This is a genomic window from Bacteroides stercorirosoris, from assembly GCF_900142015.1.
GTDB lineage: Bacteria > Bacteroidota > Bacteroidia > Bacteroidales > Bacteroidaceae > Bacteroides > Bacteroides stercorirosoris.
In genome coordinates this window covers 1-16,392 of sequence record NZ_FQZN01000029.1, presented here as the reverse complement: position 1 = coordinate 16,392, position 16,392 = coordinate 1, and the positions used below count along the sequence as shown (strand labels likewise).

Annotated in this window: 13 protein-coding genes; 10 read left to right on the top strand and 3 right to left on the bottom strand. The window is 48.3% G+C overall.

Annotation, left to right across the window (positions count from 1 at the left end):
• Positions 1-11: 11 nt before the first annotated feature.
• The 3 genes from BUC01_RS18980 to BUC01_RS18970 all read right to left on the bottom strand — a co-directional run bounded on the left by BUC01_RS18980 (position 12) and on the right by BUC01_RS18970 (position 7,363).
• Positions 12-1,847 (bottom strand): rhamnogalacturonan lyase family protein, encoded by a 1,836-nt coding sequence (locus BUC01_RS18980; RefSeq protein WP_073314524.1) that lies wholly within the window; start codon positions 1,845-1,847, stop codon positions 12-14.
• Positions 1,848-1,862: 15 nt separating this feature from the next.
• Positions 1,863-4,661 (bottom strand): alpha-L-rhamnosidase, encoded by a 2,799-nt coding sequence (locus BUC01_RS18975; RefSeq protein WP_073314522.1) that lies wholly within the window; start codon positions 4,659-4,661, stop codon positions 1,863-1,865.
• Between the two features lie 170 nt (positions 4,662-4,831).
• Positions 4,832-7,363 carry a glycoside hydrolase family 88 protein gene (locus BUC01_RS18970; RefSeq protein ID WP_073314520.1) on the bottom strand — a complete coding sequence of 844 codons (2,532 nt, stop codon included), beginning with the start codon at positions 7,361-7,363 and terminating at the stop codon, positions 4,832-4,834.
• Between the two features lie 50 nt (positions 7,364-7,413).
• Here BUC01_RS18970 and BUC01_RS18965 point away from each other — a divergent pair, with 50 nt between their 5' ends.
• The 10 genes from BUC01_RS18965 to BUC01_RS18920 all read left to right on the top strand — a co-directional run bounded on the left by BUC01_RS18965 (position 7,414) and on the right by BUC01_RS18920 (position 16,172).
• Positions 7,414-7,602 (top strand): hypothetical protein, encoded by a 189-nt coding sequence (locus tag BUC01_RS18965; protein WP_025832185.1) that lies wholly within the window; start codon positions 7,414-7,416, stop codon positions 7,600-7,602.
• A gap of 621 nt (positions 7,603-8,223) precedes the next feature.
• Positions 8,224-8,697, top strand: coding sequence for an arginine repressor (argR, locus tag BUC01_RS18960; protein WP_025832187.1), 474 nt, complete (start codon positions 8,224-8,226; stop codon positions 8,695-8,697).
• Positions 8,698-8,840: 143 nt separating this feature from the next.
• A complete protein-coding gene (locus BUC01_RS18955) occupies positions 8,841-9,398 on the top strand; it encodes a GNAT family N-acetyltransferase (RefSeq protein ID WP_007660420.1) in 558 nt (185 codons plus the stop codon).
• A gap of 11 nt (positions 9,399-9,409) precedes the next feature.
• Entirely contained in the window at positions 9,410-10,615 is a 1,206-nt protein-coding gene (locus BUC01_RS18950; RefSeq protein ID WP_025832191.1) for an argininosuccinate synthase, read from the top strand.
• Positions 10,616-10,620: 5 nt separating this feature from the next.
• Positions 10,621-10,833 carry a PspC domain-containing protein gene (locus BUC01_RS18945; RefSeq protein WP_025832193.1) on the top strand — a complete coding sequence of 71 codons (213 nt, stop codon included), beginning with the start codon at positions 10,621-10,623 and terminating at the stop codon, positions 10,831-10,833.
• A gap of 10 nt (positions 10,834-10,843) precedes the next feature.
• The gene (argC, locus tag BUC01_RS18940; RefSeq protein ID WP_025832195.1) at positions 10,844-11,812 is read left to right on the top strand and encodes an N-acetyl-gamma-glutamyl-phosphate reductase; all 969 of its coding nucleotides are present in this window, start codon (positions 10,844-10,846) and stop codon (positions 11,810-11,812) included.
• Positions 11,813-11,845: 33 nt separating this feature from the next.
• The gene (locus BUC01_RS18935) at positions 11,846-12,967 is read left to right on the top strand and encodes an aspartate aminotransferase family protein (protein ID WP_073314518.1); all 1,122 of its coding nucleotides are present in this window, start codon (positions 11,846-11,848) and stop codon (positions 12,965-12,967) included.
• A 162-nt stretch (positions 12,968-13,129) separates the two neighbouring features.
• Positions 13,130-13,903 carry a pyrroline-5-carboxylate reductase gene (gene proC / locus BUC01_RS18930; protein WP_073314516.1) on the top strand — a complete coding sequence of 258 codons (774 nt, stop codon included), beginning with the start codon at positions 13,130-13,132 and terminating at the stop codon, positions 13,901-13,903.
• A gap of 56 nt (positions 13,904-13,959) precedes the next feature.
• The gene (locus BUC01_RS18925; RefSeq protein WP_025832197.1) at positions 13,960-14,514 is read left to right on the top strand and encodes a helix-turn-helix domain-containing protein; all 555 of its coding nucleotides are present in this window, start codon (positions 13,960-13,962) and stop codon (positions 14,512-14,514) included.
• A gap of 2 nt (positions 14,515-14,516) precedes the next feature.
• The gene (locus BUC01_RS18920; protein WP_073314514.1) at positions 14,517-16,172 is read left to right on the top strand and encodes an AMP-binding protein; all 1,656 of its coding nucleotides are present in this window, start codon (positions 14,517-14,519) and stop codon (positions 16,170-16,172) included.
• The last annotated feature ends 220 nt before the right edge of the window (positions 16,173-16,392 follow it).

Here is a 16,392-nt window from a genome sequence, read left to right as displayed (position 1 = left end):
ATAATCAGATATTATTTCCATTCACCCAAGTAGAAAGAAGGTACAGGCGCCTGCGGATAGCCCATGCTGCGATGTGCCACATAGCTGCGGTAAAGCGGGTCCTGCATCAATGTCACGCGACGGTCGCGGGCCGGAATATTGGTATGATAGATGCGTAACTCTCCCGGCAAGGCAGTAATCAGTTCCTCGCGCCAGTCACCTTCCATATCAGCTATCAGCAGTATATCGCCTTCGATGCCTCCGGTCAGGACTTCTCCCTTCCACTTCCAGATATTCTGTTTGCGCCCGCCGGACGAGGAAGAAGCTCCCCAACGGTTATCATCCCCTTTGAAAGTCTCACGCAACAAATCCGCATCCCACCAGATCCAATTACGACAGCCGGGTACTTCTTCATTCGTGGCATTTATCTTTTTGCCATCGGCCGTGAGCAGATACTTGTCAGTACTTCCTCCTTTGCGGTCTTCACTTGCAAAACATTCCAACCCGGGATGGGAAGGGTCAAAATCCGCTACCATACCGTCGCCGACGTGATACGTTGTCTGTCCGATTTTCCAAACCAGCTTACCGGTAGCGGCATCCACCACGGAAACCCCACGACCGTCCTCTTTCTTCGGTTCGCTCACCATGAACACCTGCATTCCCTCCATATCAGGACGAAGTTTGCAAAGATAAGCCTTATCACTATGCCCCAGGCCGGAGGACCAAAGCAGCGTACCGTTATCATCGAGCATGCACGAGCCTAACATGATTTCATCCCGTCCGTCGCCATCCACATCGGCCGTCACCATGCTATGAGCACCCATACTGCGGACAATGGGGTTTTCTTCATCCCCATCCCAACGCCAGGCGCGTTGCAATTTTCCGTCTTTCAGCATCCAGGCATCCACCACCATCAGTTTGTAAGTACCGCGGGCAGCCAATATATAAGGAGTCTTTCCGTCCAGATAGGCAACCCCCATCTGATTACGGTTCTGGCGAATCAGATTTCCATAACGGTCATTCCGTTCGGGCCAGTCCACACGGTCAATTTCCTTACCGGTCATGCCATCCAGCACGGAGAGGTATTCGCTACCGCCGCAAACACGGCCTTTTTCATTCTTTATATAGTCATCAGCGGCAGCCTTTATGGCAACCTCGGCTTTTCCGTCTCCGTTGAAATCGTACACGATGAAAGGTGAATACCAGATACCCGGCTCGATACCCGGTCCCATATCATAAGTCCAAAGGTAAGTTCCGTCACTCAAGTAGGCGGATATTTTATATGTTTTTCCGGTAGTATCACCAGGCATACCGGGGTCTACATTGGTCTCGGGAGTACGGATGATGTAGTCATAAATGCCGTCACCATTCAGATCCGCCAAAGCAATCTTCCCGGCTTTAACGTTATCTTTCAGAGGGATAGAAGTATAAGGCTTTAACCCGGAAAGGACAACTTCCTGCTTCTCCGACACGACAGGCTTTTTCCCTTTCACCAGTGCTTCCACCCAATAAGACGCCTTTTCCGCCGGAGTGACGTCTGTGAAATCGCAGGTCTGTGTGATTGGTTTCTTAGTCAGACGCCGCACTTTTCCGTCCGTTTCCCGATAAACGTGAAAGGCGGTGGTCGGAGCATCCGATGCCAATAGTCGCCAACTAAGGTAGGCTCCTTTACCCTCGCGGGCAGGAACTACTGTCAGCCCGCGATTCAGTTTTTCGGTCACACGCTCCCCGGCAAAGCCTTCCACCAGGGGTTTAGGCTCATGCTTCGGATCAAGTATCTCGTAGTAGTAATGTCTCTCGCGAGGGTCCTGGGCATTCAAAGCACTTGCCAACCCGAGCAGACAGAGGATAATAAAATTAGATTTCATGGATTATTGTTTTATTCATTGTAAAGCCTGCATGGGAATCAGACGCACAGGCCCCAGCAAACCGCTCGGAACCGGCTCCCATTTTCCGTAATTATCCTTCTTATAATGGATATTCACAATATTGGCATCTTTATAGATACGCCAGGGAACGTTGCGACGGTCCATATCAGCAATGCGGTTGGCCGGCAGATTGGTCACTTCCACTTCAAGGGTATTCACTCCCGCATGAAGATATTTGCCTGCCAGACAGCGGTAAGGAACAGCAAACAGCGTAGCCACTTCCTGACCGTTGATGCGGACACGGGCACTCTCACGGACATCACCGAGGTCCAGCATCCACTCTCCGGCATCAGCAGGATTCTTCACGGTGAATGTAGTGGTATAGCAGGCGGTTCCCATTGTATGCCTTGTACCTTCGGCGACAAGTTCCGTCCACGAACCCAGAGACACACTATCCGGAGTGGCGCCCACTGCCGGGGTGGCTTCAACAAAACGGAAGCCCCACTGTCTATCAGAGAGGAGATTCTTCATTTCGCTCCAATACCCGTATTCCGGCACATCAACCTCCTGGCTATCGAACGTCTTCAATATCACAGACTCACCGGATACCAGTTGCAGGAACACCTCCGTCCTGCCATTATTCTGACGCAAGCGCGCTTTGCCCGACGTCCCATTCATCGGATTATAAAGCATCGCCGAGCGTGCCTGTACGGCCAATGGAACCCATCCCTCGGTATCTTCCGCTTTCAGCGCGGAAATGAAATAATGATGTCCCTCAGGATGCGAACGGCGGATAATGCTCAGCCCGAAAGTTGTTTTCATTTCTTCGGGAACAGCGGCAGTTGCAGCCAGTGTGCGGACATAGTCTGTTCCGAAAATCACATTTCCTTTTCCTTCACGTTCCTTTATTTGCGCAAGAACGTTATTGAACTCCGCACGACGTCCGGACAAAGAGTTTAGTCCCGGCACATCTTCCGGATATTGCTCCAGAAAAACAATCATAGCACCTTCATCCGCCAGTTGAAGCAGTTTCTCCAACACATCAGCAGGCATCAGGCGGGCACCGGGAACCACCAGTGCTTTATAAGAGACGCCACCCGACGTCAATATCTTGCCATCCTGGCACATAGCGTTGCGAATGAAGTTGTCAGAGATATAATCCATATCATAGCCCGCATCATAAATGCGGTGTACCGCTTCAATAAAACGCGGGGCACGTCTTGCCATCTTATGAATGTCGAACAACAACAAGCGTCCACCCTGTTCGTCCCACATATCATACACAGGCAGATATACCAGAAAATCATTGTCCGGTTGTCCCATTTGCAGGAAACTCTGGCAACGGGTGATGTAGTCAAAGAACGCAGGAGCATCCCTCCAGATATTGTTCGTGGGGCTCATATCAATGGAAGCATAGAACTTCCATCCCGGCCATGCCGCCTGGACGGGAGAATAGGTAGTACCGTGGAAATAGGTATGGTTCACGCCCGAAACAAACATCAAGTCGATATCAGGCTTGCATTGCGAAAGCGAAGTGCGGAAGTGCTCCGTCAGCCACGTAAATGTTTCCGAGGTCGTGAAAGGTTTTCCGGCGATGTGCGCTGCCGAAGAGGCATACTTCAACATGGAAAGATCCGAATCATTGGGGCGTGTCAGAGAGTCCTTGCGCAAGCCGCTGATACCGAAGTCGGATAATCCGAAGCCCTCACATTCCGGCACATCCACCGTTGCATAAAGGTCTATCAGATTGCCGGGCGAGCCATGCGCCTGGTTGCGGGTACGCGAACCATGTTTATGAGCCCAATCCGTCCATTGACGGGTGAAGTTCTCCTGAAGCAGTTCGGCAAGAGTCTCGCGGTAATCGGAAACGATACGGCGGGTAGTTTCCGTACGTTCCTGCGAAAGGAACTCGGGAAGGTGTTCCTCCAATTTGTAGCCACGGCGGCAGGCAAATTGTTCAAACAAGTCGTCCGTCCAGTCGGCACCATAAACCTCGTAAGAGTCATTAAAGAAATTGTGGGGATATGCCGTCGGCGTTCCGGCAGAACCATCGGTTGTCTGTCCGGCAAAGGCACGTTCAAAACGTCCCAGATAGTTGGAGACGGCTTTCGCGGAGAAGTGGTTCATCACATATCCTTCTCCACCGGGGGCAGAGCGTTTCACTTTCTGGAATGTCTTCCCTACGAAAGCGGCAATCAGCCGCCATTCTCCTTTCGGAGCTTTCCAGTTCAGTTTTCCGTCTATGAGTTTTGAAGTCAGGTTGTAGCAGCGTACCGCCTTTTGTTCTTTCGGGGTAGAAGAGTCGGTCAGCACTCTGAAAGCCATCAAACGGGCAAGCCTGGCATACGGGCGTTGTTTTTCGTCCGTCACTTCTACTTTTTCTTTCAGGCGTTCACCGCCTTTCAATGTATATTCTTCAATCAGCAACTTACAGGCTGCATCCTCAATGGACACTTCCGGACCACCGAAAGGCCAGCCCGTACCCGTGTTCATATCAATCTTCATACCCAAGCGTGCAGCTTCGCTTTCCGTATGGCGCAACATCTGCATCCACTGTGGGGAAAGAAACTGAATATCATTCGCATCATTTCCTTGCACACCGTAAATAGGAGTAATCTCCATTGTCCCCATTCCGGCTTTGAAATACGCTTCCAGGTTATGAGTCAGGTTAGCGGCATCCACCGCACTCCCCATCCACCACCAACGGGCTGCCGGTTTAGCCTCGACAGTCACTTCGGGCCACGAAACACTTTGTGCGGAGAGGGTTCCGGCACAAAAGGAAGCAATGAGTATTACCAACAAGTTCTTTTTCATGACAATTTCTACAAACAGATATTCATAATTAGTTCACATAATAACAGGATGATAAATGATAATTTAATGAAGAATGATGAATGAAGAATGAAGAATTACCTTGCGGCATGCTTGCATAGCGCAGCCAAATTCTTCATTCTTCATTCATCATTCTTCATTTCGCTAAATTATCATTTGCCCAATTCCAGGCATCCCATAATAAACGGTCCTGTCGCCTTTGCGTCGTTATCCCGCATCTTTTCACCTATATAATATTCAAAGCTGCCGTCGCGATATGGATGTCCACCCAAACCACCTACCTGGCAACAACGTGTCAGCGTCAACGTGCCGTCCTGGCGTTCCACCATCAACTTGCTCTTCAATCCGTTGAAAGCCTTCTCGGCTACGGCACGATATTTCTCATCAATATATCCCTTATTCACTGCTTTGGCATACGCATTCATAAATTGCGTAGTCACGGAAGCTTCCGGGAAGTTTCCTTTCCGCTTCGGCTGGTCGAGCACCTGATACCACAAGCCATTCTTGTCCTGATATTCCGGTAGCACCTCTGCCAGTCCCTGTATCCAACCTATTATCCGGGCGCGCCCTTCGTGGTTTTCCGGAATGAAATCCAGTACATCCACCATTGCCATAAACCACCAGCCGATGCTGCGTCCCCAGAAGTTGGGAGAATGTCCCGTTTCCGGATCGGCCCAACGCTGACTCTTGCTTTCGTCCCAGGCATGATGATAAAGCCCGGTCTTAGCGTCATACGTATGTTTCTGGCAAAGCGTAAACTGCTTTACCGCCTCATCAATCCATTCAGGCTTATTGAATTCCGCACCATACTGAGCCATGAAAGGTGAAGCCATATACAGACCGTCCAGCCAAATCTGATGCTGGTAAATCAATTTATGCCAATAAGCGCCTTCCAGCGTGCGGGGATGATTCCGGAGCTGCTTGATAAGCGCATCCATCGCCGTCTTATATTTCTTCTTGCCCGTCTCACGATACAAATCGAACAAGACTTTACCGGAATTGATATAATCGAGATTATAGGTTTCCACATGATACAAGTGGATTTCTCCCTGTTCGTTAATCAGCGAATCCGCCCATTGCTCCACATAGTCGAAATAACGGCGTTCACCCGTTTTCTTCCACATTTTCAGCATCGCGCAACAACCCACACCCTGGGCATAACCGAAGAAAAGACGCTTGCCATGATCCAACTGATAAGCCTTCGGGAACCGCACCATCTCCGAATCGGCGAACCAACGCGCATACGAGTCCGGCTCCCAAGTATCCGTACGGAAAGGAGTGGCAGGGAAACCCGCCTTATTATAAAGATTCACCCGGAAGAAATTACAATATGCATAACGCACAGCCACAGGACTGGAAACCTGCGGCGCCGAAACTTCCAGCGTACCGCCTTTTATCACAGCCGTAGCGGGATAAAAGCGACGGTCGGCACCGGCAACGATGACTCCTTTCACCGGTTCATTATCCAGTGTCATCAGTCCGTCCTCAGCATAGTCGAAACTCAACACTGCTTTATTGCCTTCCACTTTCATCGTCTTGAATAACGGGCCGGAATAAGCAACATCCTTATCATATTGTTTAGCCAGCGCCCATGCTGCCAGACGTTCACCCGTCACCGTCTTATTGCGCGGATGGATATCGAGCGAGTCGCCCACATCCGTGATTACCGCCATGCCTACATTCTTCAACCCGCTCTGCCACGTCTTGAGTTGTGCTTCGCGAATCGTTGCAGGCTGCCCGTAATGCGGAGCTATCTGCACAAAATAGAACGGCATGTCCGGTTGCTTCCACTCCTTGCGCCAGCTGTTTATCATATTGGTGAATACCTGCTGATATTTATCGGCACGAATGGAGTTCGACTCTCCCTGATACCAGATATTACCTTTTATGGTATAGCCCAGGATGGGATGTATCATACCGTTCCACAACGTAGCCGGCACTTTACAATAGTTTTTCTGCTGCTTCACGCCTTCCAGTGCGAAGTCTTTCAGCACATCGGCGTAAAGCGGATTCTTCTTCATCACATCCAGTTTCGTCCACGATTCCGCATGCGTGCCGCCCCAGGTGGACTGGATTAGCCCCACAGGCATCTTCAATTCCTTATGCAACTTCCGACCGAAGACGAAGCCTACAGCCGAGAAATCATACAGATTCTTCGGATTGCAAACCAGCCATTGTCCTTCACAATCGTCCACCTCGCCATCATGTGCCAGCTGGTGCTCTACATGGAACAAGCGGATTTCAGGATAATCGGCGTCCTTCATTTCCTCCGCCTCATTCAGCATACCGGTTTTCCACTTTACATCGGGATGGCGCGATACGGGAAATTCCATATTGCTCTGCCCGGTGCAAAGCCATACTTCGCCTATCAATACATTATTAATATGAATCGTATTCTCACCGCTCACCGTAATAGACTGGTTCGTGGTCGCATCCGGTGTTTTCAGCTTCACCGTCCATTTGCCGTTGGCAGCCGCCTTTGTCGTAACCGCCTTGTCCGCCCAGGACGCCTTTATCGTCACCCGTTCTCCGGGTGCAGCCTTACCCCACACATTTACCTGTGTGCGCTGCTGCAATACCATGTTATCTGAGAAAATAGCAGGAAGTGTCACTTTTGCTTCTGCCGTGAGAGAAGCAACCAAACTTAAAAGAAGGAAAATTGAAAACCAAAAGAGCTTTTTCATGTGCCTTTAATAGTTTATAGATTCACATAGATTAATTATAAAAACAGAATATGTCAGAATCTGACGGCACAAAAATAGGGGTTTCCTTCGAAATCCCTTCTCTATATTTTGATAGTTTTCTTATTGCTTTTGTCGTTTCAAGAAAGTTACAGCCGATTAAATGTTATGCTTCCGAAGATTATTTTTATTCTTCAAAATTCTTTAAATTAGTTCTGGATGCGGCAACTCTTACTAAATGATGATTTAGCGGCTTTACCGCTAAAAATTGACAATTGACAATTGACAATTACCATTCGGAACGATTGTTTAAGCACAATATAGCGCAGCCTAATTGTTAATTGTCAATTGTCAATTTTTAGCGGGCGGATGCCCGCTAAATTATCATTTAACCGCCCGTTATCATGTGAACTAATTATGAACATTTACTTTGGCATTATACATTGCCAATATATAATATATACGAGATATACAATGAGATACTTAACTAAGTTTCTCCGTCAGGATGCCATTCCAACTTCTTTCATTGCCCAATAAGATTTTCTTCATTGCCTACTTTTTTTGCGTTCCACTATAGTTATCCGCAAGGAACACTATAGTTACCCTTGCGGACCACTATAGTGGAACGCAAGAGTAACTATAGTGGAACGCAAAAACATTGCCTAACAAAATACATCTTGATAGGCATGCAGCGAAATAAAGAATGCCTATAGGTTATGAATATATTTTAGACAAGATTTCTCATTTTATGCATAAACCACACCCTTCATAGTATAAAAAGTACAAAAAACCTCTTGTTTTTGCATATTATTTCCAAAACATTCCCTATTTTTGCGCCATTCTAAGAATAATTATACAAAAAGATGAAGAAAAAAGCCAATCGGTTAGACGCAATCAAGATGATTATCTCAAGCAAAGACGTCAGTTCACAGGAAGAACTGCTGCACGCTTTAGGTAAGGAAGGCTTTGAGTTGACACAAGCCACTCTCTCCCGCGACTTGAAACAACTGAAAGTTGCCAAAGCAGCGAACATGAACGGGAAATACGTATATGTATTGCCCAACAACATCATGTACAAACGCTCCAACGACCAAAGTGCCAGCGAAATGCTGATGAACAGCGGCTTCGTCTCCCTACAATTTTCAGGCAATATCGCAGTTATCCGTACGCGACCGGGCTACGCCAGCAGTATGGCCTACGACATTGACAACCGCGAATGTCCCGCTATCCTGGGTACCATCGCCGGAGACGACACCATCATGCTGGTAGTGCACGAAGCCGCTTCGCACAGCGAAGTACGCGACTTCCTGTCACAAATCATCCCTAATTTACACTAAAATAAATCTAAATAAATTGATAATGTTCACATCCGTCATTCTGAACGCAGTGAAGAATCTACTCCCCTACAAACATAAAGAGAGAAGATTCTTCACTACGTTCAGAATAACGGATAGTAACGACTAAGTTAACATAATACGAAATGGATACCAAAAAAGTGGATGTGATGGTGGCTGACGCCTCTCACGAAATTTATGTGGATAAGATTTTGGATACCATCAGAGAAGCGGCCAAAGTACGCGGAACGGGCATCGCAGAACGCACACACGAATATGTGGCGACAAAAATGAAAGAAGGAAAAGCTATCATCGCCTTATGCGGAGACGTGTTTGCAGGTTTCAGCTACATCGAAAGCTGGGGAAACAAACAATACGTCGCTACTTCCGGTTTGATTGTACATCCCGACTTCCGCGGCATAGGATTGGCGAAGCGAATCAAAATGGCCTCTTTCCGTCTGGCACGCCTGCGATGGCCCAATGCCAAAGTATTCAGTCTCACCAGTGGAGCTGCCGTCATGAAAATGAATACTGAACTGGGATATGTGCCCGTCACCTTCAATGAACTGACTGACGATGAGTCTTTCTGGAAAGGTTGCGAAGGATGTATCAACCACGATATATTAGTGGCAAAGAACCGTAAGTTCTGCATCTGCACGGCAATGCTCTACGACCCGGAGTTACATGAAGATGATAAAATTTAAAATACAAGGATATGGAAAAGAAGAAAAAAGTAGTAGTCGCATTCAGCGGCGGTCTTGATACCTCATTTACGGTAATGTACCTTGCCAAAGAAAAAGGATACGAAGTATATGCAGCTTGTGCCAATACCGGCGGTTTCAGTCCCGAACAACTGAAAACGAACGAAGAAAACGCCTACAAACTGGGTGCAAAAGAATATGTTACTATCGACGTAACACAGGAATATTACGAGAAGAGCCTGAAATACATGGTATTCGGCAACGTACTGCGTAATGGTATCTACCCCATTTCCGTAAGTTCCGAACGTATTTTCCAGGCACTTGCCATCGCCCGTTACGCCAATGAAATCGGTGCGGATGCCATTGCCCACGGTTCTACCGGTGCAGGCAACGACCAGATTCGTTTCGACATGACGTTCCTTGTATTGGCTCCCGGCGTAGAAATCATCACGTTGACACGCGACATGGCATTGAGCCGCCAGGAAGAGATAGACTATCTGAACAAGCACGGTTTCTCTGCAGACTTCACCAAACTGAAATATTCCTATAACGTAGGTCTGTGGGGTACTTCCATCTGTGGCGGTGAAATTCTGGACTCTGCACAAGGTCTGCCCGAAACGGCTTACCTGAAACACTGCGAGAAAGAAGGCAGCGAGCAACTGCGTCTCACTTTCGAGAAAGGCGAACTGAAAGCCGTTAACGATGAGACATTCGACGATCCTATCAAAGCTATACAGAAAGTGGAAGAAATCGGTGCCGCTTACGGTATCGGTCGCGATATGCACGTAGGTGATACGATTATCGGCATCAAAGGACGTGTAGGTTTCGAGGCTGCTGCCCCGATGTTGATTATCGGTGCACATAAATTCCTGGAAAAATATACGCTGAGCAAATGGCAGCAGTACTGGAAAGACCAGGTTGCCAACTGGTACGGTATGTTCCTGCACGAAAGTCAGTACCTGGAACCGGTGATGCGTGACATCGAAGCCATGCTGGAATCCTCGCAACGCAATGTGAACGGTACGGCTATCCTGGAACTCCGCCCGCTGGGTTTCTCAACCGTAGGTGTGGAAAGTAAAGACGATTTGGTAAAGACTAAGTTCGGCGAATACGGCGAAATGCAGAAAGGCTGGACGGCAGAAGATGCAAAAGGCTTTATCAAAGTGACTTCTACCCCGCTGAGAGTGTACTATAACAATCATAAGGACGAAGAGATTTAAATCTTATGGACAATAATAATAGGAAACTGACCCGCTCACGCAGCGACCGAATGCTTGCCGGCGTTTGCGGAGGACTGGCAAATTACTTCGGGCTCGACCCGTCTCTCGTACGCATCGGTTATGCACTGCTGACATTTTTCACCGTATTTGCCGGTATCCCTGTATACCTTATTATGTGGTTGATTGTCCCTGAAGAGAAAAACTTATATAACAGATAAAGAACACACAATGATTAAAGTAGGAATCATCGGCGGAGCAGGATATACGGCAGGTGAATTGATACGCTTGCTGATTAACCATCCGGAAGCGGAAATCGTATTCATCAACAGCTCAAGTAACGCCGGAAACAAAATTACCGACGTACACGAAGGATTGTACGGCGAAACGGACCTTGTCTTCACCGACGAGTTACCTTTGAATGAAATTGATGTATTATTCTTCTGCACCGCCCACGGTGATACGAAGAAGTTTATGGAAAGCCATAACCTCCCCGAGGAACTGAAAGTTATCGACCTTTCGATGGATTATCGTATTGCTTCTCCGGAGCATGAATTCATCTACGGCTTGCCGGAACTGAACCGCCGCGCCACTTGCAAAGCGAAATATGTAGCCAATCCCGGCTGCTTTGCCACTTGCATCCAACTGGGATTGTTGCCTCTCGCCAAGCACCTGATGCTGAACGACGACATCATGGTAAACGCCATCACCGGCAGCACCGGTGCAGGCGTAAAACCGGGCGCGACGAGCCACTTCAGTTGGCGCAACAACAATATGAGTGTTTATAAAGCTTTCGACCATCAACATGTACCCGAAATCAAGCAATCGCTCAAACAGTTACAGAACAGTTTCGACTCGGAAATAGACTTCATTCCTTACCGTGGAGATTTTCCCCGTGGCATCTTCACTACCATTGTAGTAAAGACTAAAGTTGCACTGGACGAAATCACCCGTATGTACGAAGAATATTATGCCAAAGATTCCTTTGTACATATCGTAGAGAAGAACATCGACCTGAAGCAAGTGGTGAACACCAACAAGTGTCTGCTACATCTGGAAAAACATGGTGATAAGTTGCTCATCATCTCCTGCATCGACAACTTGCTGAAAGGTGCCAGTGGACAGGCTGTACATAACATGAACTTGATGTTTAATCTGGAAGAAACTGTCGGGTTACGATTGAAGCCCAGCGCTTTCTAAGTAATTCGTATTTTGTAATTTAGAATTAAAGACATGAACTTATTCGACGTATATCCTCTTTTTGACATCAATATTGTCAAGGGAAAAGGCTGCCACGTATGGGACGAAAACGGTACGGAGTACCTCGACCTCTACGGCGGTCATGCAGTTATTTCCATCGGACATGCACACCCGCATTATGTGGAGATGATAAGCAAACAAGTTGCTACGTTGGGATTTTATTCCAACTCGGTCATCAACAAGTTGCAGCAAGAAGTTGCCGAGCGTTTGGGAAAAGCATGTGGTTATGATGACTACTCCTTATTCCTTATCAACAGTGGTGCCGAAGCAAACGAAAACGCTTTGAAACTGGCATCATTCTACAACGGACGTACGCGTGTTGTTTCTTTCAGCAAAGCATTTCACGGGCGTACTTCACTGGCAGTGGAAGTAACCAACAACCCGAAAATCATTGCCCCTATCAACGATTGCGGACACGTAACGTATCTGCCTTTGAACGATATAGAAGCCATGAAAGCCGAACTGGCTAAAGGGGATGTTTGTGCAGTAATCATCGAAGGTATTCAAGGTGTGGGTGGTATTCAATTGCCCACGGATGAATTTATGCATGCCCTGCGTGAAGCCTGTACGGCACATAACACGGTGCTGGTTCTTGACGAAATCCAAAGCGGTTACGGACGTAGCGGCAAGTTCTTCGCCCACCAGCATAACGGCATAAAAGCCGACATCATCACCGTAGCCAAAGGCATCGGCAACGGTTTCCCAATGGCAGGCGTACTTATCAGCCCGATGTTCACCCCCGTTTACGGACAGCTTGGCACTACTTTCGGTGGCAACCACCTGGCATGTAGCGCAGCGCTCGCCGTACTGGATGTGATAGAACAAGAGAACCTGATAGAGAATACCGCCCGGGTAGGTGACTACCTGATGACGGAACTGAAAAAGTTCCCGCAAATCAAGGAAGTTCGCGGACGCGGTCTGATGATTGGCCTTGAATTTGAAGAGCCGATCAAGGAATTACGTTTGAAATTATTGAAAGAACAGCATGTATTTACCGGTGTGAGCGGAACCAATGTCATCCGTCTGTTACCGCCTCTCTGCCTCAGCATGGAGGAAGCCGACATGTTCCTCGAGCGCTTCAAGAAAGTACTTTGATATTTGAGATAATCAGCCATAAAGCAGCTTCCGGACCTTTCTAAGTTTCGAGAAGCTGCTTTTTGTTTAATATACAGCGATAGTTTTTACTTTTATTAGAGCATAAAAGTAGAAAAAATATCTACCTTTGCCCATCGTCAACCCTTTTAATAACAGAATGATATGAAAACAGCAATCATCGGAGCCGGAAACATGGGCGGCTCCATCGCCCGCGGACTGGCAAAGGGAAGCATCATTCCCGCCAGCGATATCATCGTTTCTAACCCCTCGCAAGGCAAACTGGACAAGCTGAAAGCCGAGTTCCCCGCCTTGCAGACCACTCACGACAATCAGGAAGCTGTCACCGGCGCCGAATTCATCATACTCGCCGTGAAGCCCTGGCTCATCAAGCCCGTGCTGCGCGAGCTGAAGCTGAAAAGCAAACAAATACTTATCTCCGTTGCCGCCGGCATCTCCTTCGAAGAACTGGCACAGAACGTGGCCGACAAGGAAATGACCATGTTCCGCATCATCCCCAACACCGCCGTCAGCGAAATGGAGAGCATGACGCTCATCGCCAGCCGCAACGCCACCAAAGAGCAGGAACAACTGATGCTGGACATCTTCAACCAGATGGGCCTTGCCTTGCTCATCCCCGAAGAAAAATTCGCCGCCGCCACTTCCATGACTTCCTGCGGCATCGCCTATGTACTGAAATACATCCAGGCAGCCATGCAAGCCGGCATCGAAATGGGCATCTACCCCCAGGACGGCATGCGCATGGTGGCGCAAACCGTGAAAGGAGCAGCCGAACTGATACTGAACAACGACACGCACCCCAGCGTAGAAATTGATAAAGTATGCACCCCCGGCGGCATCACCATCCGGGGCATCAACGAGCTGGAACATGGAGGCTACACCTCAGCCATCATCAACGCCCTGAAGAAAAGCGTGTGATGCAGACTATCATATTGATTAAGGACTCATAATTAATTCATTAAAATAACAACCACATGGACGAACAAATTAAACAAATTGCCGAACGCCTCCGCGGACTCCGTGATGTACTGGAACTGACAGCCGAAGACCTTGCGCGCGAATGCGATATCTCTCCTTACGACTACCGCATTGCCGAAACAGGAGATTTTGATATCTCCGTAAGCATGCTGCAAAAGATTGCGCGCAGATACGGCGTGTCACTGGACGCACTGATGTTTGGCGAAGAACCCAAAATGAGCAGCTACTTCCTGACCCGTGCCGGAAAAGGCGTCAGCATCGAACGCACCAAAGCCTACAAATACCAGGCCCTCGCCTCCGGTTTCATGAACCGCAGCGTAGACCCGTTCATCGTAACCGTCGAACCCAAACCGGACGATGAACCGATACACTACAACAGCCACGCCGGACAAGAATTCAGCCTCGTACTGGAAGGGCGCATGATGGTCAACATCGACGGCAAAGAACTTATACTAAACGAAGGGGACAGCCTTTACTTCAACTCCAAGTTGCCACATGGCATGAAAGCGCTGGATGGAAAGATGGTACGATTCCTGGCAATAATAATGTAATCATGGTAGAAAGATTTTTATCGCAAACCTCTTTCACTTCACAAGAGGACTTTATCAAAAACCTGAAAATAAACGTACCGGAGAACTTCAACTTCGGATACGATGTAGTAGACGCCTGGGCTGAGGAACAGCCCGACAAACGCGCTTTGTTATGGACCAATGACAAAGGAGAATTCCGACAATACACATTCGCCGATATGAAGTACTATACCGATAAGACGGCTTCTTATTTTCAAAGCCTCGGCATCGGACATGGCGACATGGTGATGTTGGTATTGAAACGCCGTTTTGAGTTCTGGTTCAGCATCATAGCGTTGCACAAACTCGGCGCAGTCGTCATTCCCGCTACACACTTGCTGACAAAGAAAGACATCGTATATCGTTGCAATGCTGCGGACATCAAAATGATTGTCTGTGCAGGCGAATCGGTCATCACCGACCACATCACCGCCGCAATGCCGGATTCTCCCAGCGTAAAGAAGCTCGTCAGCGTAGGTCCCGAAGTGCCCGAAGGTTTCGACGACTTTCATAAAGGTATCGAGAACGCCGCTCCTTTCGTAAGGCCGGAGCACCCGAATACAAACGAAGACATCTCACTGATGTACTTTACGAGCGGAACCACCGGTCAGCCGAAGATGGTTGCCCACGACTTCACTTATCCGTTGGGACACATCGTCACCGGCAGCTTCTGGCACAACCTGACCGAAGACAGCCTGCACCTCACCATTGCCGACACCGGTTGGGGAAAAGCTGTGTGGGGAAAGCTTTACGGACAATGGATTGCCGGAGCGAACATCTTCGTATATGACCACGAGAAGTTCACTCCCGCCGCTATTCTGGAGAAGATACAGGATTATCATGTGACTTCTCTCTGTGCCCCTCCCACCATTTTCCGTTTCCTCATCCACGAAGATCTGACGAAGTACGACCTCTCGTCACTGAAATACTGCACCATCGCCGGAGAAGCTCTGAACCCCGCCGTGTTTGAAACCTTCAAGAAACTGACAAGCATCAAACTGATGGAAGGCTTCGGACAAACAGAAACCACCCTGACCATCGCCACCATGCCTTGGATGGAACCGAAACCGGGTAGCATGGGATTGCCCAATCCGCAATATGACGTAGACCTGATAGACAACGACGGTCGCTCGGTGGAAGCCGGTGAACAGGGCCAAATCGTGATCCGTACGGACAAAGGCAAGCCGCTGGGATTGTTCAAAGAATACTATCGTGATGCCGCCCGCACACACGAAGCCTGGAATAATGGTATCTATTACACCGGAGACGTTGCCTGGAAAGACGAAGACGGTTACCTTTGGTTCGTAGGCCGTGCCGACGACGTTATCAAGAGTTCCGGCTATCGCATCGGCCCGTTCGAAGTGGAAAGTGCATTGATGACTCACCCTGCCGTAATAGAATGTGCCATCACCGGCGTGCCCGATGAAATCCGGGGCCAGGTAGTGAAAGCTACCATCGTGCTGGCTAAAGAATATAAAGGCAAAGAAGGTGAAGAACTCATCAAAGAGTTGCAGAACCACGTGAAGAAAGTGACTGCTCCTTATAAGTATCCGCGCGTCATCGAATTCGTGGACGAACTGCCGAAAACCATCAGTGGAAAAATCCGCCGCGTGGAAATCCGGGAGAACGATACGAAATAAAGGAGAAATAACGCAGAATAAGCTACTTCTAAATCGTTTGCACTTTTTGTGTTGCTTTTTGACCGATTTGAGCTATTGCATCTCGCGCAAAGCGCTTACATTTGCGACCGGAAAGTACAACTAATTAGGGATATTCCTAAAATAATAAAATTTAAGGCAACTAATTCATTGCGAGTTAGTTGCCTTTTTTGTATCTTTAAGCATTCCCCCCAAAAAACGG

Excerpts from the sequence above, each read along its gene's own strand:
- BUC01_RS18950 (WP_025832191.1), top strand. The coding sequence starts at position 9,410 with ATGGAAAAGAAGAAAAAAGTAGTAGTCGCATTCAGCGGCGGTCTTGAT.
- BUC01_RS18955 (WP_007660420.1), top strand. The coding sequence starts at position 8,841 with ATGGATACCAAAAAAGTGGATGTGATGGTGGCTGACGCCTCTCACGAA.
- argR (WP_025832187.1), top strand. The coding sequence starts at position 8,224 with ATGAAGAAAAAAGCCAATCGGTTAGACGCAATCAAGATGATTATCTCA.
- BUC01_RS18980 (WP_073314524.1), bottom strand. The coding sequence starts at position 1,847 with ATGAAATCTAATTTTATTATCCTCTGTCTGCTCGGGTTGGCAAGTGCT.
- argC (WP_025832195.1), top strand. The coding sequence starts at position 10,844 with ATGATTAAAGTAGGAATCATCGGCGGAGCAGGATATACGGCAGGTGAA.
- BUC01_RS18920 (WP_073314514.1), top strand. The coding sequence starts at position 14,517 with ATGGTAGAAAGATTTTTATCGCAAACCTCTTTCACTTCACAAGAGGAC.
- BUC01_RS18935 (WP_073314518.1), top strand. The coding sequence starts at position 11,846 with ATGAACTTATTCGACGTATATCCTCTTTTTGACATCAATATTGTCAAG.
- BUC01_RS18975 (WP_073314522.1), bottom strand. The coding sequence starts at position 4,661 with ATGAAAAAGAACTTGTTGGTAATACTCATTGCTTCCTTTTGTGCCGGA.
- BUC01_RS18945 (WP_025832193.1), top strand. The coding sequence starts at position 10,621 with ATGGACAATAATAATAGGAAACTGACCCGCTCACGCAGCGACCGAATG.
- BUC01_RS18925 (WP_025832197.1), top strand. The coding sequence starts at position 13,960 with ATGGACGAACAAATTAAACAAATTGCCGAACGCCTCCGCGGACTCCGT.
- BUC01_RS18965 (WP_025832185.1), top strand. The coding sequence starts at position 7,414 with ATGTCAGAATCTGACGGCACAAAAATAGGGGTTTCCTTCGAAATCCCT.
- BUC01_RS18970 (WP_073314520.1), bottom strand. The coding sequence starts at position 7,363 with ATGAAAAAGCTCTTTTGGTTTTCAATTTTCCTTCTTTTAAGTTTGGTT.
- proC (WP_073314516.1), top strand. The coding sequence starts at position 13,130 with ATGAAAACAGCAATCATCGGAGCCGGAAACATGGGCGGCTCCATCGCC.